Below are 22,727 nucleotides of genomic sequence, written 5' to 3'. Positions count from 1 at the left end.
CTAAGCCGAAAACGCTCTAGACGACAGACTGGAGCAGTTTTACAGCGGCCAACTTTTAGATGCGGACCTACCGAAGCGGGCACACTGATAATTTTATCGTAAGGCTAGATTTGTCGCATTCCACCATCGACGCACAGTTCGGCTCCCGCGACAAAGCTCGCCTCGTCGCTCAGCAGGAACAACGTGGCCGCCGCCACCTCCTCCGGACGCGCCATGCGGCCGAGCGGGATCGGCGTGATCAGTGCGGCCCGCCCCTCCTCCGGCACGCTCGCCATCATGGCGGTGTCTGTTGGGCCTGGGGCCACTACGTTCACGCGGATGCCGTGCGGGGCCAGTTCCGCTGTCCATGTGCGCGCGTAGGAACGTAGTGCCGCCTTCGTCGCGGCGTAGGTCCCATAGGGCGTGATGCCTGCGGCGTCCGCGATCGACCCCATCAGCACGACGGACCCACCCCGCTCCATCGCGCTCAGAGCCGCCTGCAGCCCGAAGACGGCCCCACGGACGTTGACCGCGAAGTGCCTTTCGAAATGCTCGGGCGTCCCGTCGCGTAGGGTTGCCGGTTCTGAGATGCCCGCGTTGAGGACCAGCGCGTCGATACGGCCATGTGTCTCCCGCACCGTCGCCACCGTGCGGTGCAAATCTTCTCGTAGGGCTGCATCTGCGACGAGACCCTGCGCACCGCGTCCGATCCTCGCAGCGGCTGCCTTGACCTCGTCGGCGTGCCGCCCGGTGAGGACAACCGACGCGCCCTCGACTGCTAACCGCTCGGCGACCGCAAGGCCGATGCCCTTCGCCCCGCCGATCACGAGAGCAACCTTATCCACCATGCGAGCCATCACGGCATTCCTTCATCTGTGATGGCGCATGAGATACAGATCGTATATCTGCTATCAAGAACGCACTTAGGTTAGCCTAGATATGACCCATGATACCGACCTCGATGTGGCGTCCGAGTGCGCGCTCGCCAACATGGCGCGGGTCCGCCCGGTGCTGGACAAGATCGCCGACAAGTGGACGATCTTGATCCTCACGGTCCTGTGCCCGCGGCCGGCACGGTTCAACGCAATCAAGCGGCGGCTCGACGGCATCACGCACAAGGCGCTAGCAGACGCGCTGAAGCGGCTTGAGCGCAACGGCCTCGTGACCCGGACCGTGCTGCCGACCGCACCAATCGGCGTCGAGTACGCGATCACCCCGCTCGGTCATTCGCTGCGTCAGCCGTTCGAGGCGCTCTGCAAGTGGGCACTCGAGCATGGCGCAGCAATCGAGGCAGCCAACCAAGAGCATGACGGCCTTAAGACAGGGGCGTGATAGCGGGTCTGCTCAAGACTCGTCAGATGTCGAACTGCTGGGTCTGATGGAGGCCGGAGGCAGAACGTCCTCTCACGGACTGAGCGTCAAAGCCCGCTTCCCACCTACCTGATCATGCCACTTTGGCTTGTGCAGCAAATTCGCAACATCAACGCAAAATGCACTCTCCATCGCTGGATCGCGTTGGTCCAGGGAACCCTTCTCGCCATACTAAGAGTAGAACAGCATCAGCCGATGCACGCGCTGATCCAACCAGGGCGAGGTAACGTGTTTGCGTTCGTAGCGCGGTCCGTCGTATGGCACGGCCTCTTACGATCTGCCATCTTCATGTCCCTAGTATATGGCAGTTGGTGGGTCCTCTCCCGCGTTACTCCGTTCTCGGATGTCCACGTCCTGCGGTCAGTCGTCCAGGACGCACTCGCAGGATCGTATGATCGGCTGAGCAGCCGGGACTTCGCCTTCGCACTCGCCTCTCTCGTCGTGCAAGCCGCGGGCGCGCTCGCCGTTGCCTTCCTAATTGCGCATGTTGTCCTAGTACGTCTCGCGATCGCCGTCGCGCGTCGTCAAGTCCGTCGCTTGCGCGGCGTCAGTGACTTTGCGGTCGGCTATTCCGACCTGACACGGATGCTCGAGCGAAACGCCGTCATCGGGCACGCCTGGGGCGAGTTCGCCGAGACGCTCGTTCCGGACGAACGTGCGGTCCGCAACACGGTCCGGCCCCAGAGCTTCATCAACATCGGGGCCGCCCGCGAGCAGTTCGCCGGCCTGAAGATGATGAACGCGATCCCGGGCTACTTCGTCGGCCTGGGCCTGCTGTTTACCTTCATCGGTCTCGTCTTCGCCCTCAACAAAGCTGCGGCGAGCACGGGCGCAGGCTCAGCCGAGGCGATGACGCACTCTCTCAACGAACTGCTCTCGGCGGCCACTTTCAAGTTCGGCACCTCGATTGCAGGTCTCGGCTCCTCCCTGGTCCTCTCTCTGCTGTTCAAGGTCTACACGATCACCATCGAGGCCGGCTTTGATGGCCTGTGCCGGGACCTCGAAGCGAGGCTCGTCTTCTACCCGCCGCAGGCGATCGCGGCCGAGACGAAGGTCATTCTGGAGACCCAGCGCGATCAGCTCAAGGAGATCAACAGCGAGCGGTTCTTCTCGCGGCTCGGCGAGAGCGTCGCACCGGGCATCCAGTCGGCGATGACGACGGCGTTCCAGCCGATGGCCGAGCAGCTCTCCGAGGCGGTCGGGCAGCTGTCGCAGACCAGCCAAACCGGCATGGACGACATGCTTCAGCGCTTCCAGAACGGGCTGCAGGACGGCGCAGGTGCCGAGCTGCGGCAGCTCGCGGGGACGCTCGGTGCCATGCAGGGCGCACTCGAGGGCGTCCAGCGCAACCTCGCCGGATCAGGCGAGCACTTCTCCAAGCAGCTCTCCGATGCGGCCCACAACCTCGAGCGCCTAGTGGCGCAGGCGGGTGCCAATCTCGGTGCCTCGGCAGACAGCACCCGCACGGTGCTGGAGGAGGTAGCCCAGCAGCTGAGGGCCACGTTCGAGATGGCGAACCGGCAAGTCGGCGAGACCCTGGCACATTCCGCAAGCGGCGCTGCAGGCCTCGTCGAGGACGCGATGGCCAAGGTACTGACGCGGCTCGAGGCCCAGACCACGGCCTTCGGCGACACGATCGCGGCTCTGCACCAAGCGACAGCCTCGCAAGCTGAAGGACAGGCGCGCACGACGCGCGAAGCCGGCGAGATGGCTGCCGCTGCGGCCAGCCAAGCCGCCCGGGACGCAGCCCAGACCATGCACGGGACCATTGGGGCCGTAGCGTCCTCGGTGACCGGCGCGGCCGCCCAGGCCGAGACGGCCATGGTCCAGATGGCGACACGGCTCGACACCCAGATGAGCACGATCGTGGGCGCCCTCGCCGGCCTGCAGCAGAGCATGGCCTCCCAGGCTCAGGAGAGTTCGCGCGTCGCGCGGGATGCCGGTGAGGCCGCCGCAACCAGCGCCTCGCGGGCCGCTCGGGACGCCGCGGAGGCCATGCAGAGTACGATCGGCAGTGTCACGGGATCCGTTTCCGGTGCAGCGTCCCGGGCCGAGGAGGTCATGGCGCAGATGACGGCGCAGCTTGGCGCGCAGATGGCGTCGTTCGGGGAAGCGGCCGGCGTTCTTCAGCGCAACCTCGCCGAGCAGGCCGAGAGTTCCGCAAAGGCCACGCGCGAGGCGACAGCCGGTGCTGCGGCGAGCGCGTCTCAGGCGGCACAGCAGGCGGCCGCGCAGGCCGGGGAGGCCATGGATCGCGTGACCGGCCGGCTCGACGCCCAGGTCGCGACCTTCGCGACCGCCCTCGAGGCGATGCAGCGCAGCGTCGCGGCGCAGGCGGAGGACAGCATTCGGGCCGCGCGCGAGGCAGGCAGCGCCGCGACCGCGAGCACGGTGCAGGCGGCGCAACAGGCCGCCGAGGCGATGCGCACCACCATCGCGGCCATGACGGCCGAGATGCGTGGCGCCATCGATGCCTTCTCGGGCTCCCTGCGGACCGTCGAGACGGCCTTCGCCGGCCAGACCCGGCAGGTCGAGGCCGTCAGCCTCCGCTCCCGCGAGACGGCGGAGGTGTTCGGGCAGGTGGCGCGCACCATCCAGGTGGCGAGCCAGCCTCTCCTGCAAACGTCCGAGCGCATTGCCGCCGCCACCGAGACGATGGCAGGCTCGGTGCGGGACTCGGCCGGTGCCCTGCAGGCCGGCCAGTCGGCGGCCTCTGGTCTTGCCGATCGCCTCGATGCTCTCCTGCAGCAGGCGCGCGACTCCGTCGTCGCCTACGAGCAGCGCTTCGCGAATGTCGACGCTGAGCTGGGCCGCGCGATGGAGCGGTTCGGCGAGCAGGTCCGCCAGCAGCAGGATCGGGTCGGTAACTTCGTGGTCGACGTGGACAAGCAACTGAGCGTGACGCTCGACCGGCTCGAGCGGGTGATGACCGATCTGAGTGCGAGCAACGAAGAGCTTGGTGCTGCCCTTACCCGCTCCCTGCAGACCGGCCGGCTCGAGGCCGCAGAATGAGACCCGTCGCTGACTGCATGGAACATCGGCCATGGTGATTGAGGGCGACGCGCCAGCCCACGGTGACGACGAGGGCGAGAATTACTTCATATCGATGACAGACATGATGGTGGGGGTGCTGTTCATCTTCATCATCATGCTGATGGCCTTCGCTCTCAATTTTCAGAAGCAGACCGACCGGCAGGAGGACAAAATCCTGGTGGCCGAGGAGGTCGGGCGCCGGCTCGACGAGCTGGAGACCCAGGTGACCAACCGGCTGGGCGAGATCCGCGCTGCGAGCACCGCCCGGAACGCGCTCCTGCGCGACCTGCGCGACCAGCTCCGCCAGGAAGGGCTCGTCGTGCAGGTCGACGAGGCGAACGGCGTCCTGCGCCTGTCCGAGGATGCGATCCGCTTCCCCGTCAACGGAGCCGACTTGATCGGCCGGGCGCGGGAGAATGTCGGCAAGGTCGGCCGCGTGCTGGGGCGGGTTCTGCCGGCCTACGCGGCCTGCCCGGCGGGTGCCGCCGCGTGCGGCACCGACGGGCGGGCCTTCCTCGAAACGGTGTTCATCGAGGGGCACACCGACAGCACCGGGATCGAGGACAGGAACTGGGGCCTCTCGACCGAGCGGGCGGTCAACACGTTCCGGGAGCTCAAGGCGACGGCGCCCGACCTGCGGCGCGTGCTGAACCGGCGCGGCGAGGAAGTGCTCTCCGTGTCCGGTTACGCCTCGACGCGCCAGATCGACCCCGACCGGAGTGCGGCGGCCTATGAGAAGAACCGCCGCATCGACCTGCGCTTCGTCATGGAGGTCGATACCGGCGCGGGCCTGCGCGAGATCCAAGGCCTCGTCTCCGGCATGAAAGCGGAGATCGGCAAGCTCGTGACACCGAAAGGCCGATGAGCAGTTTTCGGTCCGCCCTCCATTCCCTCACCCTCGGTGCCCCCAGGCCGCTTCCGGCGGAGCCGCGGCTGACGGCCCTCGCCCGCCGCGGCGACGCAGCGGGTGCCCAAGCCGTGCGTCGTCCGGCCGTCGACCTCGACGAGGTCGCCGCCCGGCTGATCGCGGCCCTCGATGCCGGCGAGGAACCCTCGCCCCTCGACTGGCGGCACGCCCCCTGGTGCCTGTGGCGGGCCGAGCCGCCGCTCGCGACCCACGACCGGGCGCTCACGCGGCTCCTCTCCGAGATCATGCGGTCCGAGCGGCGCGGGCCCTATCGCCGGCTCGCCTCGGTCTACCTGATTGACTACGCCCCCGAGCGCCCGCGCATCGGCGAGATCGGTCGCGCGCTGGCGGCCCGCGCCGCGGCGGCGGGCGCGCCCTGGCACGACCTGCAGCGCGACTACCGGCTGTTCGAGGGCCCGGAGGGCGTGCGCGGCCTCACGGAAGCGGCGCTCGCCGGGCGAGAGACGGTCCCAGCCCTGCTCGGCCGGCGCGGCCTGACGGCGATCATGGCCGGGTCGGGCCTCGCCGAGGCGAGCCATCTCGATGGCCTGAGTCTGCTCGCCGGGCGCCCAGCGGCGAGCGCGACCTTGCATCTCGATCAAGTCCGCGGCTGGTGTCTCGCAGCCGACAACAGCCTTCTCTACCAAGCGCACAGGGCCGCGATGGTGAACGCGCTGGTCATGCCGTTCCGCGGCATGATGCCATCGGCGGCCGACCGCGACGCACTCGGCGGGTTCCTGCTCGCCCGCTTCGGGGATCCGCGGGTCAAGCCCGGCAACTGGATCGGCATGGACGAGGCCGCCGCGATCCTGAAACGCTGGCTGACCGAGCAGTCCCTGCGCCAGTTCTTCGACGTGGTCGACAGGATCGCGCCGGACGGCATGTGGAAGTACCGCCGCTCCTTCTGGAGCGCCTATCACGCCCGCGACCTGATCCTGAATGCCTGGGTGGTGTTCGGACAGGACGGCGCTTCTGAGGCGCGACGGGCCTTCGGCCGCGACATCCAATTCGGCAAATTCGCGAAGGGTGGTCGGAAGCCGGTCATGGCCGGCCATGCCGTGCTGCTGCTGGACCTTGGACGCTGCATCGTCGCGGATTGGAGCCATAATGGCTACTGCAACATCTGGTCCGCCGACGACCCTGAGCGGCCGCGTTTCATGAACGCTCTGTCTTACACGACCGATGACGTTCGCCGGGAAATTCCCTCTGAGAGAACGGAAGCAGTGCTACGCAAGCATAACATCTTTGCGCATTCCGGGTCTGATAACTACGTCTGGCAAAGCCGCGTTGCAGCTTGCATCTATGCAATGACCGGCCATCGCCTGTCTCTTGGCGAATTCACGGTGCGCTGATCATGGCGATTCGTCTTCGCGCCGCGCTTGATACGGCCGGCATCACGGTTGCGGCGGAGGAGCGCCGCATGCTCGGCCGAACGCGCACAGTGCCGCTGGCCGAGGGGAGCCGAGTCCCGGAGATCCGGTCCGCCCTGCGGGTCCTGAACGGGCTCGTCGCCGAGGACCGTGCGCAGCGCGAGGGCGAGGTGATCCGCCTGAGCCACGCCGAGGCGGCCGCTCTACCACCGGACGTCCTGAAGGGAATCGGCCTGCCCGAGCTGGCGCGGGTGAGCCTGGATCTCGCCTTCGAGGATCGGGTGGATTCCGAGAAGGGCTGGCTTCGCCTGCGCTGGCGCAACGAGCGCCAGGCGGAAATCCGTCCGGAGCGTGTCGGCCTCGTCCTCCGGGCCCAGGGACTGGAGGGACGCCTCTCGCCCGCGCTCCTCGCCCTGGTCGAGGCGGCGGAGGGCTACAATGCCAGCCGCGGGCAGCCGCTCGAGGCGCGGGTTGCCGCTTGGATGCCGGTGCAGCAGGCGCTGCGGGATGCGCTCGGCCCGGAGGTCGGCGCCGACGCTTATACCCGCAACCTCACCTTCTACCAGGCCGGTGCCTTCGCCCTCGACGTGCGCGAGGCGCCGCACGGCGTCGACTTCACGCCCGTGCTGATGGCCCGGGAGCAGGCAGCCTCGCGCGAGGACGATGCTCCGGATCCGATCGTCGAAGAGGGCGAGGCCGATCCCCTGCTGCCGCCTGAGGATCATCGCACCTTTCTGAGCAAGGCCCTGAACAGCCCGACGCGTGATGCCTACGTGGTCGGGCCGAACCGCTTCGTGCTGATCGACCCGCATCTGAAGCCGCTCCTTGAGGTCGTGCGGGCCAAGCGCCGCGCGAGCCCTGAAGTGCGCCGTGCCTTCATTCGCAATCCCCGCGCCGCGCTCGCGGATGGCTTGGGCGACACCATCGAGGACGGGCGCACGAGCCTGTTCGTCGAGACCGCGCATTACTCGGACCGGGTCATCGCACTGGGCATCTGGGAGCGGCCGAAACTGCCCTGGCTGACGAAGCGCGCCCATACCTGGCTGCCCGAGAGCGGGTGGACCGACGCGCGCGGCGAGGCGGTCGCCGCGCCCGATCTCTCCGAGCCCGAGCGGCAGGATCTCGCGGTGGCGATCGCTCAAGCGCGCGATGCCGGTGCCGCCGAGGTCACCATCAAGGGCGTCGTGGTTCCTCTGGCCGCTGCCGAGGCGTTCTTGCACGCAAGCGGTGTCCCGGAGCCCGAGCGAGCGCCGTCCGGAGAGGAAACCCACCCTGAAACTGAGGATGCTCAGGAAGACCAGCGGGAGGATCCCCCACCGGACGACCAGCACGTCCTCCTGATCAAGACCAACTACGAGGACATTGAGTACGAGCAGACCTTGCAGCCGCGCAAGGCCTTGATCGCGCCCGCGCCGCCCGCGGACCGGATGGGGGCGAGCCGGTTCAAGGAGCATCAGGAGAAGGGCTTCGGCTGGCTCGTCGCCGGGTGGCGGGCCGGCTGGCCCGGCATGCTGCTCGCGGACGATATGGGCCTTGGAAAAACCTTCCAGGCCCTGGCCTTCATGGCCTGGATCCGCAGCAATCAGGAGGAGGCTAAGCGGACTCGCGACCGGGCGGTGGAGCGCGGCCCGATCCTCGTCGTGGCCCCGACCGCGCTCCTCAAGAATTGGGAGCAGGAATGCAGCCGGCATCTCTCGCCGATCGGCCTCGGCGAGCGCGTCGACGCCTATGGCGCGGCCCTGCGGCACCTGAAGCGCCCGCCCGACCAGCGCACCGACCCGGGCGAGACCCTCGACGTCGGCCGCCTGCGCGCCGCCGACTGGATCCTGACCACCTACGAGACACTCACCGACCACGAGCAGGCCTTCGCGCGGATCCGCTACGCCCTGGTGCTGTTCGATGAAATGCAGAAAGTGAAGGCGCCTGACACGCTCAACACAAAGGCGGCCAAGGCGCTGAACGCCGATTTCGTCCTCGGCCTCACCGGCACGCCGATCGAGAACCGGCTCGAGGACCTGTGGTGCATCATGGACCGGCTCACCCCGGGCTATCTCGGCGACCTCAAGGGCTTCTCAGGCGTCTACGGCGAGGAGGATCCCGACCGGCTGCGCGATCTCAAGCGCAAGCTTGACGAGCCGGTCGGACCTGCGCCCGCAATCATGCTGCGTCGCATGAAGAGCGACGTGCTCGAGGGTTTGCCGACCAAGACGGAGGAGCGCTACGAGGTGCCGATGCCGCGCGCCCAGGCCGAGGCCTACGGGCGGATCGTGATGGCGGCCCATCAGGCGGACGGCACGCGCAAGCCCGGGGACATGCTCCGCATCATCCACGAGCTGCGCGGCGTCTCGCTGCATCCGGACGATCCGGAGTCGGTGCGGCTCGGTGATGCACGCGCCTTCGAGGCCTATGCGGCGCGCTCCGCCCGGCTCCATCAGTCGGTCGAGATCCTGCGGAAGATTCGCGCCAAAGGCGAGAAGGCGATCCTGTTCATCGAGAGCCTCGCCATGCAGCGAGCAGTGGCAGCGGGCCTTACCGAGTTGTTCGATCTCCCTGCGCCCCCCGGCATCATCAACGGCGGCACGCCCGGCGAGCAGCGACAGCGAATCGTCGATGCGTTCCAGGCGAGCCCGCCCGGGTTCGGCCTGCTCGTGCTCTCGCCCAAGGCAGCCGGCATCGGCCTGACCATTACGGCCGCCAACCACGTGATCCATCTCAGCCGCTGGTGGAACCCCGCCGTCGAGGATCAGTGCAACGACCGCGCCTACCGCATCGGGCAGGTGCGGCCGGTCACGATTCACCTGCCGATGGCGATCTTCCCCGACCACCGGGACTCGTCGTTCGACCTGACCCTGGACGGGCTGCTGCGGAACAAACGGCAGCTGTCGCGGGAGATGCTGGCCGCGCCGGTGAGCGCGCGCGACACCCAGGCGATCTTCGAGCAGACGATCGGGGCGTGAGCCTTCAGGGCAGGCGGGTTAACCGGAAGTGGTTCTCCCCCAGCCGTTCCACCCGGACCTCGTCACCGGCTCGCGCGCCTTCGAGGAAGCGCCGCACGAGGCCGCGCTCGCGCAGGATCATCTTGTCGCCGGCGATGTCGGTGACGATCGGCGGCGCGCTGCCGAGTTCGACGCGGAACGGGGTCGCGGCAGGCTCAGCCTTTGACGAGCCGCCGACGTTATCGTCGGAGAACAGGTGCCGGGCCGGCCGCAGATAGACGTGGCCCCAGCGCATGTTGGCCTCGGTCAGAGTGATGGTCACAGCACCGGGCGCCGGTTCGGGGGCAGCCACCTTCGCCACCGCCGCCGTCCGCGCCGGCGGCAGGACCGTGGCGTCCAGGTCCAGCTGCGCCTTCACCGCCGCCTCGACCTCCGGCCGGAGCCTGACCCAGATCACGGCGCCGGACGGATGATCGTACGGCACGGGAGCCGCGAGGCGACGGGGTCGCGCCAATTCCCAGGGCACGAGCCAGCCGCCCGCGACGGCCTCGCTCTGGGCCTCGGGCGGGATGCTGTGCCGCGCAACGGTCTCGGCGAGTTCGTCCGCCGACAAAGCCGCCCGCGTGCCGACGAGGTCGACGACGCCCGCGACGACGCTCGAGCCCTTCGGGATGACGGCGATCGGGCCGGTCACGGTGGTGCCGTGGCTGCGCATCTCCCAGGTCTTGCGCCCGTCGAGGATCAGGCCGGCCCACGGCTCGCGGATGACGAGACCCCGCATCATGCCGCGCGCTCCGCCACGGTGGGAGCGCCGGCGAGGTCCAGGAGACGCCGCTCAATCCCCGCCGTCTCCGCCTTCAGGTCGAGAGTCGCGAAGCGGATCCGGTGGCCCTGGATCGTCACATGCTCGTCCACGTGCAGGCCGAGGGAGGGATGGAGCAGCAGGCCCTCGGCGGTGGCGTGCACGCCGCCGCGATGGGCCTGCGAGCCTAGATAGGCATACATCTGGTAGAGGTATCCGGACTTGAACCGCTCGCGGCCAAAGCGGTTGCGGGTGAGGATATCGGTGAACTTCGTGTCGATGACGAGCCGCCGCCCGGGCGCCTCGATGACGATGTCGGTCTGCATGCGAGGCAGCAGGTCGGCGATCCCGTCCGTTGCGCCGGATTGCGGCCATTCCAACCATTGCCCCGAATCGACCGTCCATCCTTCCGCCTTCGGCAGATGGTAGCGGTAGAAGCCGCCCACCGCCCGCTCGAAGAGCTTGCGCAGCAGCACCTCGTCCCGGATCGGGGCCGGCAGCCCGCGGGAGCCCGCGTCCTCGGTCGGCAGCGCCAGCGCCAGCACCAGGCGCGCCAGTTCGACCATCGGCCGGTCCTCGGCGTCGTTGCGGCCGAAGGTCTCCCGGGCGAGGCTGTGGAGCGAGGCCGGCACCACGGCGACGCCGGCGAGCTCCAGGCGCTGGGCGAGGCTGCGGCAGCGGCGCGCGAGGCCCGCCTCCACCGGCATCCGGCCGGCCACCGCGAGGGCGGCGCGCACGAAGCGGTTGCGGGGCGTGTCGATCGACAGTTCCTCGAACCGGCAGGCGACTTCGCCCCGCTCCAGGGTGCGCTCCACCACCGTGCGGAACACGTCGATCCGTCCGCGCACCCGCGGCAGGGTCGCGGCCCGCCCGACATAGTGCCGGGTCGGGCTGCGCCGCAGGCGCCGCTCCACCACAGCCGCGAACAGGCCGACGACGAGGTGCGGCAGGTCGGGCGAGTCCTCGACCTTCACCTTGAGGCTCGGCGCGAAGGCTGCGAGGTCCCCGGCATAGACCAGCAGGAACCAGAGGTTGCGGATCGGGATCCGGTCCGGCTCGGCTGCCGCCGGCGTCACCATCCGGCGAGGGCCTGCAGGCGCAGGGACTTGGCCGTCTCCGGCGCGTCGAAGAAGTACTCGTCGAGGAGCGGCCCTATCTCGGTCTCGATCACCTCCGCGAACCAGCGCCGCCCATCCGTGACCGGCCTGTCCCGGGCGGGGGTGAGATAGCTGTGCCCGATGCGGAACTGCTCGCCGAGGGCACCCGCCACGGCGTCGTTCAGCGCACCCATGCGGGCGGCGATCGCTGCGAGATCGGCGGTGCCGAGCTTGCCCTGCGCGACGCACCAGGCCCGCCAGGCGTCGTTGAATTGCGGCCTCAGCCCGACGAAGGCGAAGCGCCGGCGTAACGCCAGATCCACCAGCGCCAGGGAACGGTCGGCCACGTTCATCGTACCGATCACGTAGAGGTTCTCAGGGAGATAGGTCCGCTTGGTCTTGTCCCGTGGATCCGGATAGGCGAGCGCGATGGCCTCGTCCTCGTGGCGCTTGTCGTGCTCCAGGAGGGTGAGCAGCTCGCCGAAGATCTGAGCCGGGTTGCCGCGGTTGATCTCCTCGATGACGACGACGAAGGGCGTGTTCGGATCGCCCTGCGCCTCGCGCACCGCCTCCAGGAACACCCCGTCGGCGAGGGTGAGCCGGCCGTCGGTGCTCGGCCGCCAGCCGCGCACGAAATCCTCGTAGGACAGCGACGGGTGGAACTGCACCACGGCGAGGCGGCTCGCCGCCGATGCGGGGCTGCGGCCGATCAAGGCCGCCGCCAAGCGCTTGGCGAGCCAGGTCTTTCCGGTGCCGGGCGGGCCCTGGAGCACGAGGTTCTTCTTCGCGCGCAGGCGCTCTAGCATCCCGTCGAGCTCGGCCTCGGCCAGGAAGCAGCCCTCCGCCACGATGGAGGCTGTGGTGTAGTCGGGCGGCTGCACTTCGAGCGGCTGTTCCTCGACGTTCTCCGGCCCCTGCGGCAAGTCGATCCCGACGGTCGCCTCCGCTTCCGCCGGCCGGTAGCGCTTCACCCAGTACGGCTCGTTGAGCCAGTAGTTGTAGTCCTGTGGCGCGTTCCGGAACGTGAAGGCGATCAGCTTCTGTCGGTAATCGTCGCTCGGCTTGAGGCCCGACAGCGTGTTGCGGAAGGACCAGAAGTACCATTCCCTCGGCTTCGTCACCGGGTCCCAGGCGACGCGGACGTGCTGCCCGTCACCTGGGTTCGCCACGATGGTGCCGGTGGCCTTGATCCGCATCACCGAGACCGGCTGGTCGTGGTTGTCGAACGGCAATTCGTAGCGACGCACGAAGGTAGACTTGGCGGCGATGCGCTCGCCCGGCCGCATCTGCTTCACCTTGTCGGTGAACTGGTCCTCGTAGCCGTTCTCCCAGGTGCCCTCGCGCATGAAGCGCTCGAGCTGGTCGCCATCCGCGCCCCAGGTGGTGCCGGCGAACCAGTAGACCGGCGCCTCCGGCAGCGGCGGGACGGACACGCTGAGGGATGCTTCGTCGGATACTTCCTCGGGCGGGGACGACCCGTCGATCTCGGCCTCGCTGCGCTGAGGCAGGAACCGCACATGCACCTCACGGTAAAGGTCGTAGGCCGCCTGGTGCGAGAGATGGGCCGCCCGCCCCGCCTCGGTGAGGGTCCAGAGACCCCGCTCCGGGCTGGCGACCAGTTCTTTCTTGAAGAGGTAGAACAGGGCCCAGCCGGCGGCGTTCTCGAGCTTGGTCTGGCCGCCGGACAGGCGCTCCTCCGCCTCGCTCGGCACGTATCCGCCGCTCGAGCGAACCTGCTCGTAGATCGCGGGCCGGCGCGCCCTGCCGCCGAGTGCCCGCAGGGCATCGAGGACGAGCGGGATGTAGGTGACGAAGCGCGGACCTTTGGGCGTGGCGCCGGGAGCGGACGTGTCGGTCATGCGGGGTGGGCTGCCGGTCTGTGAGATCGATGGGGCGGCGTGCTCGGCAAAAGCACGGTCTTATCAGTGAGGCGGTGGGAGGAGAGAAGACGACGGTCCGGAAAACTCATTTCCGTGGACCTTCAGCCGATTCCCCACTCTCACACCTCCTCGGCGAAGAAGTCTTCGTCCAGGCGCTTGAGGGCGATGGTCTGGGCGGTGCGGACGCCGACGCCGTGCTCGATCATCAGGTCGGCGAGGGTCGCGCCGTCGAGCAGGATCACCCGCTGGGACAGGTGGCGCACGAAGTCCCGCGCCTGGGCGCTGAAGGTCGAGGTGGTGACGAACACGCCCTTGCCAGCGCCGAGGCCGACGAGGCTGCCGACGAAGGCTTGGACCTCCGGGCGGCCGACCGCGATGCCGGCGGCATAGCGCTTGGCCTGGACGTAGACGCGGTCGAGGCCGAGCCGGTCCTCGTTGATCACCCCGTCGACGCCGCCGTCGCCGGAGCGGCCGAGCTGCTCGGTGGCGTTGCGGTGGCTGCCGCCGTAGCCCATGGCGACCAGGAGATCGATGATCAGCCCTTCGAAGAAGCCTGGGGTGTTCTGGGCGATGCGCTGGAGGAGGTCGGCGCGGAGCGCTGCGTGCATCTCCTGGTAGGCCGCCTCGATCCGATCCTGCGGCGTCGCAGTAGCCTCGGTAGCAGGTGCGGCGGCCGGTGCGAGGACGTCAGCGTCGTGGCCGGCCTCGTCGCGATAGAAGGCGCGGAAGGCCGGAACCCTCAGAAGCAGGGCGACGTCGATCCGGGCTGGACTCTTGCTGAGGAGCTGGTGCCCCGCTTCCGTCGCGACGAAGCGGCCGCGGGCCGGTGCAGCGATGAGCCCGGCCTTGCCCATATAAAATTTTGCCCAGTGGATGCGGTTATGCAGCACTCGCTGCCGGCCGCTCGGCAGCAATTCCTCGCGCTCGGCGGCGCTCAGGCCGAGATCGTCGGCAATGCGCTCCGCCACCTCACCGACACGGCGCTCAGGCCCCTCGGCGGCGATTCGCAAGACGGGAAGCATGAGGGATTGGTAGTCGGGGATTGGCACGCGCCTTTACGCTCCCGACGTACTGCGTGGGCGGCGGCCTCGTTTCGAGGCGGAGCCGGCTACGGCGCGCTCGGTTCGAATGCGCTCAAGTAGGAAGCTCGCCTGCTCGTCGTTCGGGTCCTCAGGAACGAGTTCACCACGAAAGGCTTTGGCGAGAATTGCTTGATCAAGCTTGTCAAGATCCGCTTGGGCGGCTTGAGCCCCAGCGGCGAGACGGTCGACTACCGCGAATGCACGCTCCAAGCGACGAACGATTTCATCACGTTCCATTGCGCCAACGTTCGGCACGGGCAATGACCGAACTGTCTCTCCATTGATTTTCGGCATATTTCCGGATGTGCCTGTTGCTCTGTCACGAAAATATTTTCTTACGCTTGGCGAGTTGAGATAGAACCATAAAAATTTCGTGGCACCGGGATCCTGCGCGCGGATGCGCATCATAAGATCCGGAAAGATGTAAGTTTTTGGTGGGCCATCGAAAATCGCGGAGATACCCACATGCTCAATTGCATTCGCACGCTGGATTAGAATATCTCCCGGCTTCAGCCAATATTTTGAGTCTGGCGGCGGCATTTCATATATTCGCTTAACCGCTTGATCGTCTAAGCGAAGCCGCCCTGAGGTAGTAGCGGTAAGCTTGAGAGTCTGAGCTCCAGTGGCATCGTCGCCACTCTGGGGCGACCAGCCGTTTGATGGACCACTCTCCAAAAAATGCTGCAAGACCGTCGTCGCCCAATCGCCAGCACAGTTGGCTATGCGCCAATCACCAGTGAGTTTACCTGAGAATGCCTGCTCAAGCAGGCGGTCTTTAAAGCATTTGACAAGTCTTACAACATGTCCAAGTTCGCCTCGTGCCCGATTTGCGCGAGCATTCAAGACTTCGATTTTTTTTGCAATACGCTCTTGCTCTTGAATAGGCGGCAATGGAATTGGTAGTTCTTGCAATGTTTTAGAGGACAGATGTTTGACCGTAACCGAGTGCGTGACCCTATTAATAAGATCGAGATATCCCGGCAACATAAAAGCCATGAATTTTTTGTTGTAATTTTTCGAAGGGGCTATCCTGCAGACACGCTGGTTCAGCAGAGCTCTTCCGCCACTCCATATTCGGACGTTGAAGTCGCCATCCATACCAATAAGCAAATCGCCATCATCAACAAAATAGCCGTCGACAATCACCCCCGAATATAGAGTCTCGGTTCGTCCGGAAGTCACGTCGCGAATCCTTAATAACGGAATCCCCGATTTTTGATTGAAATATTCAGCTTTCCATGGGTAGCCGTTCAAAATCGAAGCTACATCTCCGAGTGCGATGCGTTCCCAACGTGCGGCACATGCGATCAGAGGAGACTCAGAGCTGCTGATTAGCTCCGCAACAGGGGTAGAGAAACTCATTCTGCAGCTTCTGCCATAATCAAAGAGTCAGTCATTTCAAGATCTGCCGCGAGCGCCTCAACCTCCATCAAGGCATCTCGCAAATGCCCTAGGATCGCTGCCGTGATATCCGTCGGCTCGCTCAATGCATCCTCGGCATCCTCCGCCCCTCGCAGCCATGTGATGTCGAGATTATCTCCCCGCCCTGCGACCTCTTCCCGCGTGAAGCGCCGGAACCGCCCCGTCTCGCCAGTATCGGTCCGCTCCTCCTCGTCCCCGTCCGGATCGTCGCCATAGGCGACGATGAACTCGTGGAAATGCTCGGGCCTGATTGGGGTGGTCTTGCCGAAGGCCGGCATGTTCGTGCGCAAGTCGTAGATCCACACCGCCTCGGTGTTGTCGCCGGTGAAGCGGCCCTTGCGCAGAAAGAGCACGTTGGTCTTCACGCCCTGGGCGTAGAAGATGCCGGTCGGCAGGCGCAGAATCGTGTGCAGATCGCAGGTGTCCATCAGCATGCGGCGCAGCTCGCGGCCGCGGCCGTCCTCGAACAGGACGTTGTCCGGCACCACGATGGCGGCGCGGCCGCCCGGCCTCAGCGCCCGGATGCAATGCTCGACGAAGGGAAGCTGGTAGGAGGAGACCGAGGCCGTCACCGTGAAGTCGTCGCGGCTCGGCCGGCCGCCGGCCGGGCCGAAGGGCGGGTTGGTCAGGATCAGATCAGCCTGGCACAGGTAATCGGCGCTGCCGGAGGGCGAGAGCGTGTCGCCGAGGCGGATGTAGTCGCTCTCGACGCCGTGGAGCTGCAGGTTCATCAGCAGCAGGCGGTAGGTGTCGGCGACGTTCTCCAGGCCGCGATAGGCGCTGTGGATCTGGAAGCGCTGCGCCCGCTCATTGAGGGTGGTCAGGCCGTCGGTGGCGGCGCGGATCAGCCGGTCGGCGGCGATGAGGAAGCCGCCGGTGCCGGCGGCCGGGTCCTGGATCACCTCGCCGGCCTTGGGCTTCATCAGGCCGGTCAGCACCTCGATCAGCACCCGCGGGGTGAAGTACTGGCCGGCGCCGCGCTTCGTCTCCTCGGCGTTCTTCTGCAGCAGCCCCTCGTAGAGGTCGCCGAAGCTGTCGCGGTCGTCCGAGAACCATTCCAGCTCGTCGATCGCCGCCACCAGGGTCGCGAGGTTGGTGGGCTCGCGGATCACCGTCGCGGCGTTGGCGAAGATCGCCTGGACCAGCCGGTCGGTCGTCGTCTCCGGATCGCCGAGCGCCACCAGGGTCTCGCGGTAGAGCTTGAGCTTCGCCGTGCCCTCGGCGCGCTTGAGGTCGGACCAGCGGTGGCCCTCCGGCACGCGGATCTCGTCGGTGCCGCGCTCCTCCGCCATCTTGAGGAAGAGCAGGTAGGTCAGCTCGGTGACGTACTGGAAGTAGGTCACGCCGTCCTTGCGCAGGATGGTGCAGAGCCGCCACAGCTTGTTGACGAGGTCGGAAGAGGGATTCACCGGCACTGTCCCCGCGGGGTGTCTGTTGATTGGGCTGAGCGAAACCGAAGCGTGGCCGTTCCGCAAGCGCCGGCGCGGCACAGCGGCCGCGAATCCGGTCAGGCCGCGGGCGGCCAGATCGCCTCGTTGAGGTCGGCCAGGACCTCCGAGAGACGGTGGTCGAACACCTTGTCGGCGGTGCGGAAGCCGCCCTTCTGCTTCAGGGCCGGCGCCTCGTCGAGAAGGTCGCGATCGCCCACCGGCGTGCTCTTCAGCACGTTGCCGATGAGGCGCAGCCACTCGCGCTGCTTGGGCGTCCAGGACCGGCCGGAGAGCAACCGCTCCACCGCATTGTCGACCCGGGCGGTGTAGGGCACCAGCGGGTCGCCCAACGCCGCCTGGCGCACGAAGCCGATGATGTGGGCGGCGATGTCGGCGTTGCGGGCGCGGCCATAGGCGCGGCGCAGCTCGGCCTCCGAGAAGCCGGCGTCGCTCAGCAACCGCGCGGTCTCCTTCAGCTCGCGGCGGGTCAGCTCGCGGGGCTTCTTCGTGGCGGCGATCAGGCCCGGCAAGGCGTTGCCCTGCTCGGTCACGAAGCGCACGAAGCCGGTGATGTAGTCCTCGGGGCCGGCGGCGCCGGAAAACACGTCCTCGATTCCCGTGAGCGTGTCCTCGCCGTCATAGACGTAGACCGGGTCGCGCGGGCGGTCGCCGGGCTTGCCGTCGAGAAGGCGCAGGGCCTGCGGAGCGGTCTCGAAGGCCGCCGCCACCTCGCCCGGCGCGGCCGCGCGGGCCCAGTCGGCGAAGGCCTCGAGCGGCCGGCCCAGAGCGTCCTCCAGGGCGCGGGCCTCCGGCTCCGTCAGGCGCTTCGCCCGGTTCCGGAGCTTTGCCACGATCTGATCCTGCACGTGGGCCCGGTCCTCCGGATGGGGGGCACGGGCGAGGTCCCGCATCAGGTCGGCGAAGCTGAGCTTGGGGTCGGCCACCACCGGCCGCATCTCGGTGAGCGTCTGGAGGTTCGCCGTCATTTCGACCGCGTCGAGGATACGGAACGCCTCCTTGCCGATCTCCGGGCAGAGCCGTGTGGCGCGGCCGAGCATCTGGTCGTAGAGGATGCGGCTGTTGACGCGGCGGACGAAGACGAGGTCGGTGATCCGCGGCACGTCGATCCCCGTGGTGAGGAGGTCGACCGTGACGGCGTAGCGCGGGCGCGGGTCGTTGCGGAAGCGGCGGATCCGCTCGCTCGGCCGGTCGACGTCGCCGGTGATGCGCTGGACGAGGTCATGCGGCTGCGGGCCGTGCATGGCCTCGAGGGCCTTCTGCAGCGCGGCCACCAGGTCATCGGCGTGATTGCGGTTGACCGCGAAGATGAGCGCCTTGCCGGGCCGATCCGGCGGGATCTCCGACGCGATCGCCTCCGCTACCACACGGGTGAAGTCCGGGGCGAGCACCTGACGGTTGAACTGCTCGACCTCAAAGGCGATGGCATCGGGCGTCTCGAACAGGTCGAGCTGGCCGGTGCGGGGATCGAACACCTCGACCTCCGTGCCGCCCTCGAACTGGATGCCGGCCGTGTTCAGCGCCGTGACGATGCGGCGGGTCGGCAGCTGGTCGACGAGGTAGCCGTCGAGCACCGCCTGACGGTAGCCGTAGTGGAAGACCGGAGCGCCGAAGATCTCCTTCGTGTGCAGGGCCGGCGTCGCCGTGAGGCCGACCTTGACGGCGTCGAAATGCTCCAGCACCCGGCGGTAGCGTGAGAGGTAGTCGTGCGTGTCGCGGAAGGCGAGGTCGCCCTCCCGCATCTCGGCGTCGAGGGTGTAGCCGCGGTGCGCCTCGTCGACCACGATGAGGTCGTAGAGGCCCGGCGAGGGCCGCGTCTCGCCCTCCTCCAGCACGCGCCGGGCGAGCGACTGCACGGTGGCGACGTGGACCCGATCCTCGGCGTCGGGAATGCGCTTCTCCAGCCCGGCGACGTTGTAGACCTGGGAGAACTTGTAGAAGCCCTCGACCTCGACGTTATCCAGCGCCGTCTCGGTCTGCTCTCCAAGCGCCGTGCGGTCGACTAGGAAGAGGATGCGGCGGAACCGCTTCTGCCGCAGCAGGCGGTACATCAGGGCGATGCAGGTGAGCGTCTTGCCGGTGCCGGTCGCCATGGCGACCAGGATCTCCCGCCGGCCCGCCGCCACGGCTTCCTCGACCGCCGCGATGGCGGCGGCCTGGTAGGTGCGAAGGCCCGGCAGATCGGGCAAGTCCTCGGAAAAGCCCGTCGTATCGAGTTCCTGCTCCAGCCGCTCGGTGAGGTCGCGCGGCGTGAACCAGTCCGGCAGCGCCACTGCCCGGTTGGTTACCCGGCGGGCATCCCAGCTCCAGATGCCGGACTGGGTCTCAAGCTGCTTGAGGTAGGGCCGACCGTTCGTGGCGAACATGAAGGGCGCCCGGTAGCTCTCATCGAGGCCATGCACGTAGGGCGTTCCGAAGGCGGCCTCGTCGGGTTCGAGCCGGATCGTGCGCGCGTAGCGCTTCGCCTGGTCGAGGGCAGCCGGCACGGCGAGGCCGGATCGCTTCGCCTCGATCACGCCGACGCAGCGCCCGTCGAGGAACAGGGCGTAGTCGACGTTGCCGCTTTCCGTCGGCCACTCGGCGATCGCCATGGCGCGGCCACGGGCGGGCCTGGTGCCGCGGGCATGTCGCAGCGTGCTGCTGTCAGCCTGCCACCCCGCTGCGGTGAGCTGTGCGTCGATGATGATGCGGGTGTCGGCCTCGTCGACGACGATGTGGCTTGCGGTCTCGGCGGCGGTCGCGATGGCGCTGGCAACGACGGAGGGGGCTAAGTTCGCGTTGGCAGCCTGGATCGCCCGCAACTCCGCTTCGACCTCGACCTTTCGGCGCTCAGCCTCCTCGGCGAGCTGTTCCCACAGGGCTCGCTCCTGCTGCTCGCGGGCAAGCCGATCCGCCGCCGACTCGCTCGCCCGCTTCAGCTCCTCGGCCTCGCGGGCGCTCCTCGCCGCCTCGCTCTCGCTGGCCAACAGCTTGGCACGCAGAGCAGTGACCTCAGCCGCCAGCTCGGCCGAGATGTCTCGCGGCAGCGGCGGTGGCACGAAGGGCTCGGGCGCGAACCTAGGATCGGGCTGGAAGGTGCGGTGGAACCAGATGCCTAGCTGCCGGGCCAGCTTGAGGCACGAGAGAGCCTGGGCTGCGGACCCGCGGTTCTCGTGCGCCGCGGCGTTCCCGAGCCTGCGTAGATGATGAAAGACATCGGCTGCCTCGCGCGGCAGGAGCTTCCTGTCTTGCAGCCGTTGTAGCAGCTCGGCGAATGGCTCACCGGGCCGATCGAGTGCACCCTGACGCGCCGCCGCCAGTCGCGCCAAGGTCTCGACGAACTGTCTGATCTTCAGGATCGTCGTCGGCGGGTCGACGTGAAGCGACCCCTCTGCCAGGCTCGCCAGCCTGACGAGCTGCGCATCGTGCACGCCCAGGAACTGGAAGTTGACCGAAGCCGTCATGGTGCTCCACAAGGCCACCGCGATCCGGATGGATCATCGATGGTCGTACGAAGCAGCCGTTCGGCTCGCAAGGGTTGCGAAAGACGGATTTGACCAAGGTTCGCTGATCCGGAGTTGTGTGGCGAATCAGCCTCAGAGACCGTCCACGGATGCAGTTCCCTGAGCCCATGCCGACAGGGGAGCGAGCAAACCTCAATAACGGGATATCGCTCCCATGGCGTCCCTGTCACGAATCAATCATCGAACGTCGACTGGTTCGTGACAGGGATGGCAGAGGCTGACCTTGTTGGCCAACCAAACAACGACATGAACAACTCAGATAAAGTACTTGAAATACCGGTTGTAAAAGGATGGGTGGGTGCTTTTTTACAGATATTAACGCACCTCAATAAACACTATCCGCCATCTATACTTCCGGAAAATTTTGGTTTTACCTGGATGATAACAGCGCCTCTACGCTTCGCGGTCCACGTAGGCCATCCATCCGTCCAGACCAGCGTATTCCTTCGCCAGTCCGTCCAAGAGCACGATGCACTGCTTCTCAGACAGCTTCACCCTAATCATCATTAAGAATGCTTGCTGCCTCGGATGGTCACTATCCGACATAATCATATGGTATAAATCTCGATATCCTTCAGTCTTGGCTTCAGAGTTGCCTCGAATGGTTACCACTTGCGCTATATCGTAGACCTGACCCTTCAATGCTTCGTACAGGGGAATGTTTAGAGCCATAGGACCTACCCGCACCAATACCACCAATGCAGGATCGCACAGCCTCGCCTAAGCGGCCAGGAGCGAGGCGAGGTAGTCCCGGAACCCCGCCGGGGTGAAGGTCACACCACCAGAGAGGCGGGGGCCGGCGGCGCGGGCGTAGAGCGCGGCGAGCTTCCGCACCTCGGCCAGGTCCGTCACCTCCTGCCCGAGATCGCGCGCGAGGCTGAGCCGCCAGGTGGTGGCGGTGTCGAGCTGGTCCCCGCGCCGGGCCGCGAGCCAGGTCAGCACTTGGTCCACCCGATAATAGCGCGGCCGGCCCGGTGCGGGCCGGAACCAGGTGGAGGGCAGTTCGGTCGGGCCGATGCCGCGGCACCGCCACGTCGCGAACAAGCCGCGGTCCAGGTGGAGGGCCGCGGCGAGGGAGCCGGTGGAGATGGGCGACCACCCGAACACGCCAGGGAAGGTCACCTCGGAAGGCGGCGGGAGCGCCCCGAGGGTCGTCACCGGCTTGATGATAGTAGCACTAGAGGACACCGAGGGAGCCAACATGTTCACATCTCAAAAATGACCAATGACCAATGACCAACGAATTTTTACATCGGTCCAGAAGCTGAAAAAGTGCCGTTGAGCGGCGCTTCGCGCGCCCCTTCCTGGCGGAGCCGATGCGATTTTTCGTCGGTCATTGGTCGTTGGTCAGCTTCAGGCCACATCTCGACGTCCCTCAGCCTGCGCATCCGCTATGGCAGCGATCGGGTTGTAGAGCCCAGCCAGCTGCTTGGCCGTCATCGCTTCGATGCGTTCGTGGTCGCGCCACACCCACAAGCGGAGCCGCTTGCCGCGAACCATCGGCCGCTTGTCCAGAGGGCGGTCACCAAGGGCCGTGAACAGCTCCTCGATCTGCTGCCGGTTGATGGTCACCTTAAGCCGCTTGCGCAGCTCATCGACAACATCCTGAACCGTGAAGACAGATGAAGCGAACGGCCCATCCTCATCGTCGCGCATAGCTCGAAGCTCTTGCTCAAGACCGGAAGCGGACAGCCGCTCAAGCCGCCGTTTGCCTTCCGTCTCAGGGGGAAAAGCCTTCGGGTTCCACCCCTCCAGATCGAACATGTCGAGGTAAGATCGGAAGGCTGGGATTGCCCCGGATCGGTGGACACCGAGAACGCTTTCGCGTGAGGTGTTTTTGCCATGCCGAGAACCCGTCCCCCGTACCCGGCGGAGTTCCGCCGCCAGATGGTCGAGT

At 66.9% G+C, this 22,727-nt stretch carries 15 protein-coding genes; 5 read left to right on the top strand and 10 right to left on the bottom strand.

The window, feature by feature from the left end:
- Positions 1-104: 104 nt before the first annotated feature.
- Positions 105-836: an SDR family NAD(P)-dependent oxidoreductase gene (locus tag A5481_RS30785; protein ID WP_048433725.1), complete on the bottom strand. Its 732-nt coding sequence runs from the start codon at positions 834-836 to the stop codon at positions 105-107.
- Between the two features lie 82 nt (positions 837-918).
- Here A5481_RS30785 and A5481_RS30780 point away from each other — a divergent pair, with 82 nt between their 5' ends.
- The 5 genes from A5481_RS30780 (at position 919) to A5481_RS30760 (ending at position 9,617) form a co-directional block, all read left to right on the top strand.
- Complete coding sequence (locus A5481_RS30780) at positions 919-1,311, top strand: winged helix-turn-helix transcriptional regulator (RefSeq protein WP_048433726.1); 393 nt, start codon at positions 919-921, stop codon at positions 1,309-1,311.
- Positions 1,312-1,638: 327 nt separating this feature from the next.
- On the top strand, positions 1,639-4,362 hold the full coding sequence (gene zorA / locus A5481_RS30775) for an anti-phage ZorAB system protein ZorA (RefSeq protein WP_048433727.1): 2,724 nt from the start codon (positions 1,639-1,641) through the stop codon (positions 4,360-4,362).
- 94 nt (positions 4,363-4,456) lie between these two features.
- Positions 4,457-5,248, top strand: coding sequence for an OmpA/MotB family protein (locus A5481_RS30770; protein WP_167350056.1), 792 nt, complete (start codon positions 4,457-4,459; stop codon positions 5,246-5,248).
- A gap of 113 nt (positions 5,249-5,361) precedes the next feature.
- Positions 5,362-6,642, top strand: a complete 1,281-nt coding sequence (locus A5481_RS30765; protein WP_210179227.1) for an EH signature domain-containing protein — start codon at positions 5,362-5,364, stop codon at positions 6,640-6,642.
- Between the two features lie 2 nt (positions 6,643-6,644).
- Positions 6,645-9,617 carry a DEAD/DEAH box helicase gene (locus A5481_RS30760; protein ID WP_156311817.1) on the top strand — a complete coding sequence of 991 codons (2,973 nt, stop codon included), beginning with the start codon at positions 6,645-6,647 and terminating at the stop codon, positions 9,615-9,617.
- Between the two features lie 4 nt (positions 9,618-9,621).
- Here the strand turns inward: A5481_RS30760 and A5481_RS30755 are convergent, their stop codons facing one another.
- The 9 genes from A5481_RS30755 to A5481_RS34355 all read right to left on the bottom strand — a co-directional run.
- Positions 9,622-10,380: an ASCH domain-containing protein gene (locus tag A5481_RS30755; RefSeq protein ID WP_053082347.1), complete on the bottom strand. Its 759-nt coding sequence runs from the start codon at positions 10,378-10,380 to the stop codon at positions 9,622-9,624.
- Positions 10,377-11,477 carry a 5-methylcytosine-specific restriction endonuclease system specificity protein McrC gene (mcrC, locus tag A5481_RS30750; RefSeq protein ID WP_048433731.1) on the bottom strand — a complete coding sequence of 367 codons (1,101 nt, stop codon included), beginning with the start codon at positions 11,475-11,477 and terminating at the stop codon, positions 10,377-10,379. Before mcrC ends, A5481_RS30755 begins: the two co-directional genes overlap by 4 nt.
- Positions 11,471-13,354, bottom strand: coding sequence for an AAA family ATPase (locus A5481_RS30745; protein ID WP_082173092.1), 1,884 nt, complete (start codon positions 13,352-13,354; stop codon positions 11,471-11,473). Before A5481_RS30745 ends, mcrC begins: the two co-directional genes overlap by 7 nt.
- 140 nt (positions 13,355-13,494) lie before the next feature.
- Positions 13,495-14,397, bottom strand: coding sequence for a restriction endonuclease (locus A5481_RS30740; protein WP_197514272.1), 903 nt, complete (start codon positions 14,395-14,397; stop codon positions 13,495-13,497).
- A gap of 33 nt (positions 14,398-14,430) precedes the next feature.
- Positions 14,431-15,819, bottom strand: coding sequence for a restriction endonuclease subunit S (locus A5481_RS33045; RefSeq protein ID WP_082173093.1), 1,389 nt, complete (start codon positions 15,817-15,819; stop codon positions 14,431-14,433).
- Entirely contained in the window at positions 15,816-17,288 is a 1,473-nt protein-coding gene (locus A5481_RS30735) for a class I SAM-dependent DNA methyltransferase (protein ID WP_048433733.1), read from the bottom strand. The genes A5481_RS33045 and A5481_RS30735 overlap by 4 nt, the downstream gene beginning before the upstream one ends.
- Before the next feature lie 98 nt (positions 17,289-17,386).
- On the bottom strand, positions 17,387-20,770 hold the full coding sequence (gene hsdR / locus A5481_RS30730) for a type I restriction-modification system endonuclease (protein ID WP_048433734.1): 3,384 nt from the start codon (positions 20,768-20,770) through the stop codon (positions 17,387-17,389).
- Positions 20,771-21,550: 780 nt separating this feature from the next.
- On the bottom strand, positions 21,551-21,874 hold the full coding sequence (locus A5481_RS30725; protein WP_210179226.1) for a hypothetical protein: 324 nt from the start codon (positions 21,872-21,874) through the stop codon (positions 21,551-21,553).
- Between the two features lie 309 nt (positions 21,875-22,183).
- Positions 22,184-22,727, bottom strand: a 544-nt coding sequence (locus A5481_RS34355) for a hypothetical protein (RefSeq protein ID WP_210179225.1), incomplete at its 5' end; no start/stop codon positions are given.

Source organism: Methylobacterium platani (assembly GCF_001653715.1).
Taxonomy (GTDB): domain Bacteria; phylum Pseudomonadota; class Alphaproteobacteria; order Rhizobiales; family Beijerinckiaceae; genus Methylobacterium; species Methylobacterium platani.
This window is presented reverse-complemented; position numbering and strand designations above follow the sequence as displayed.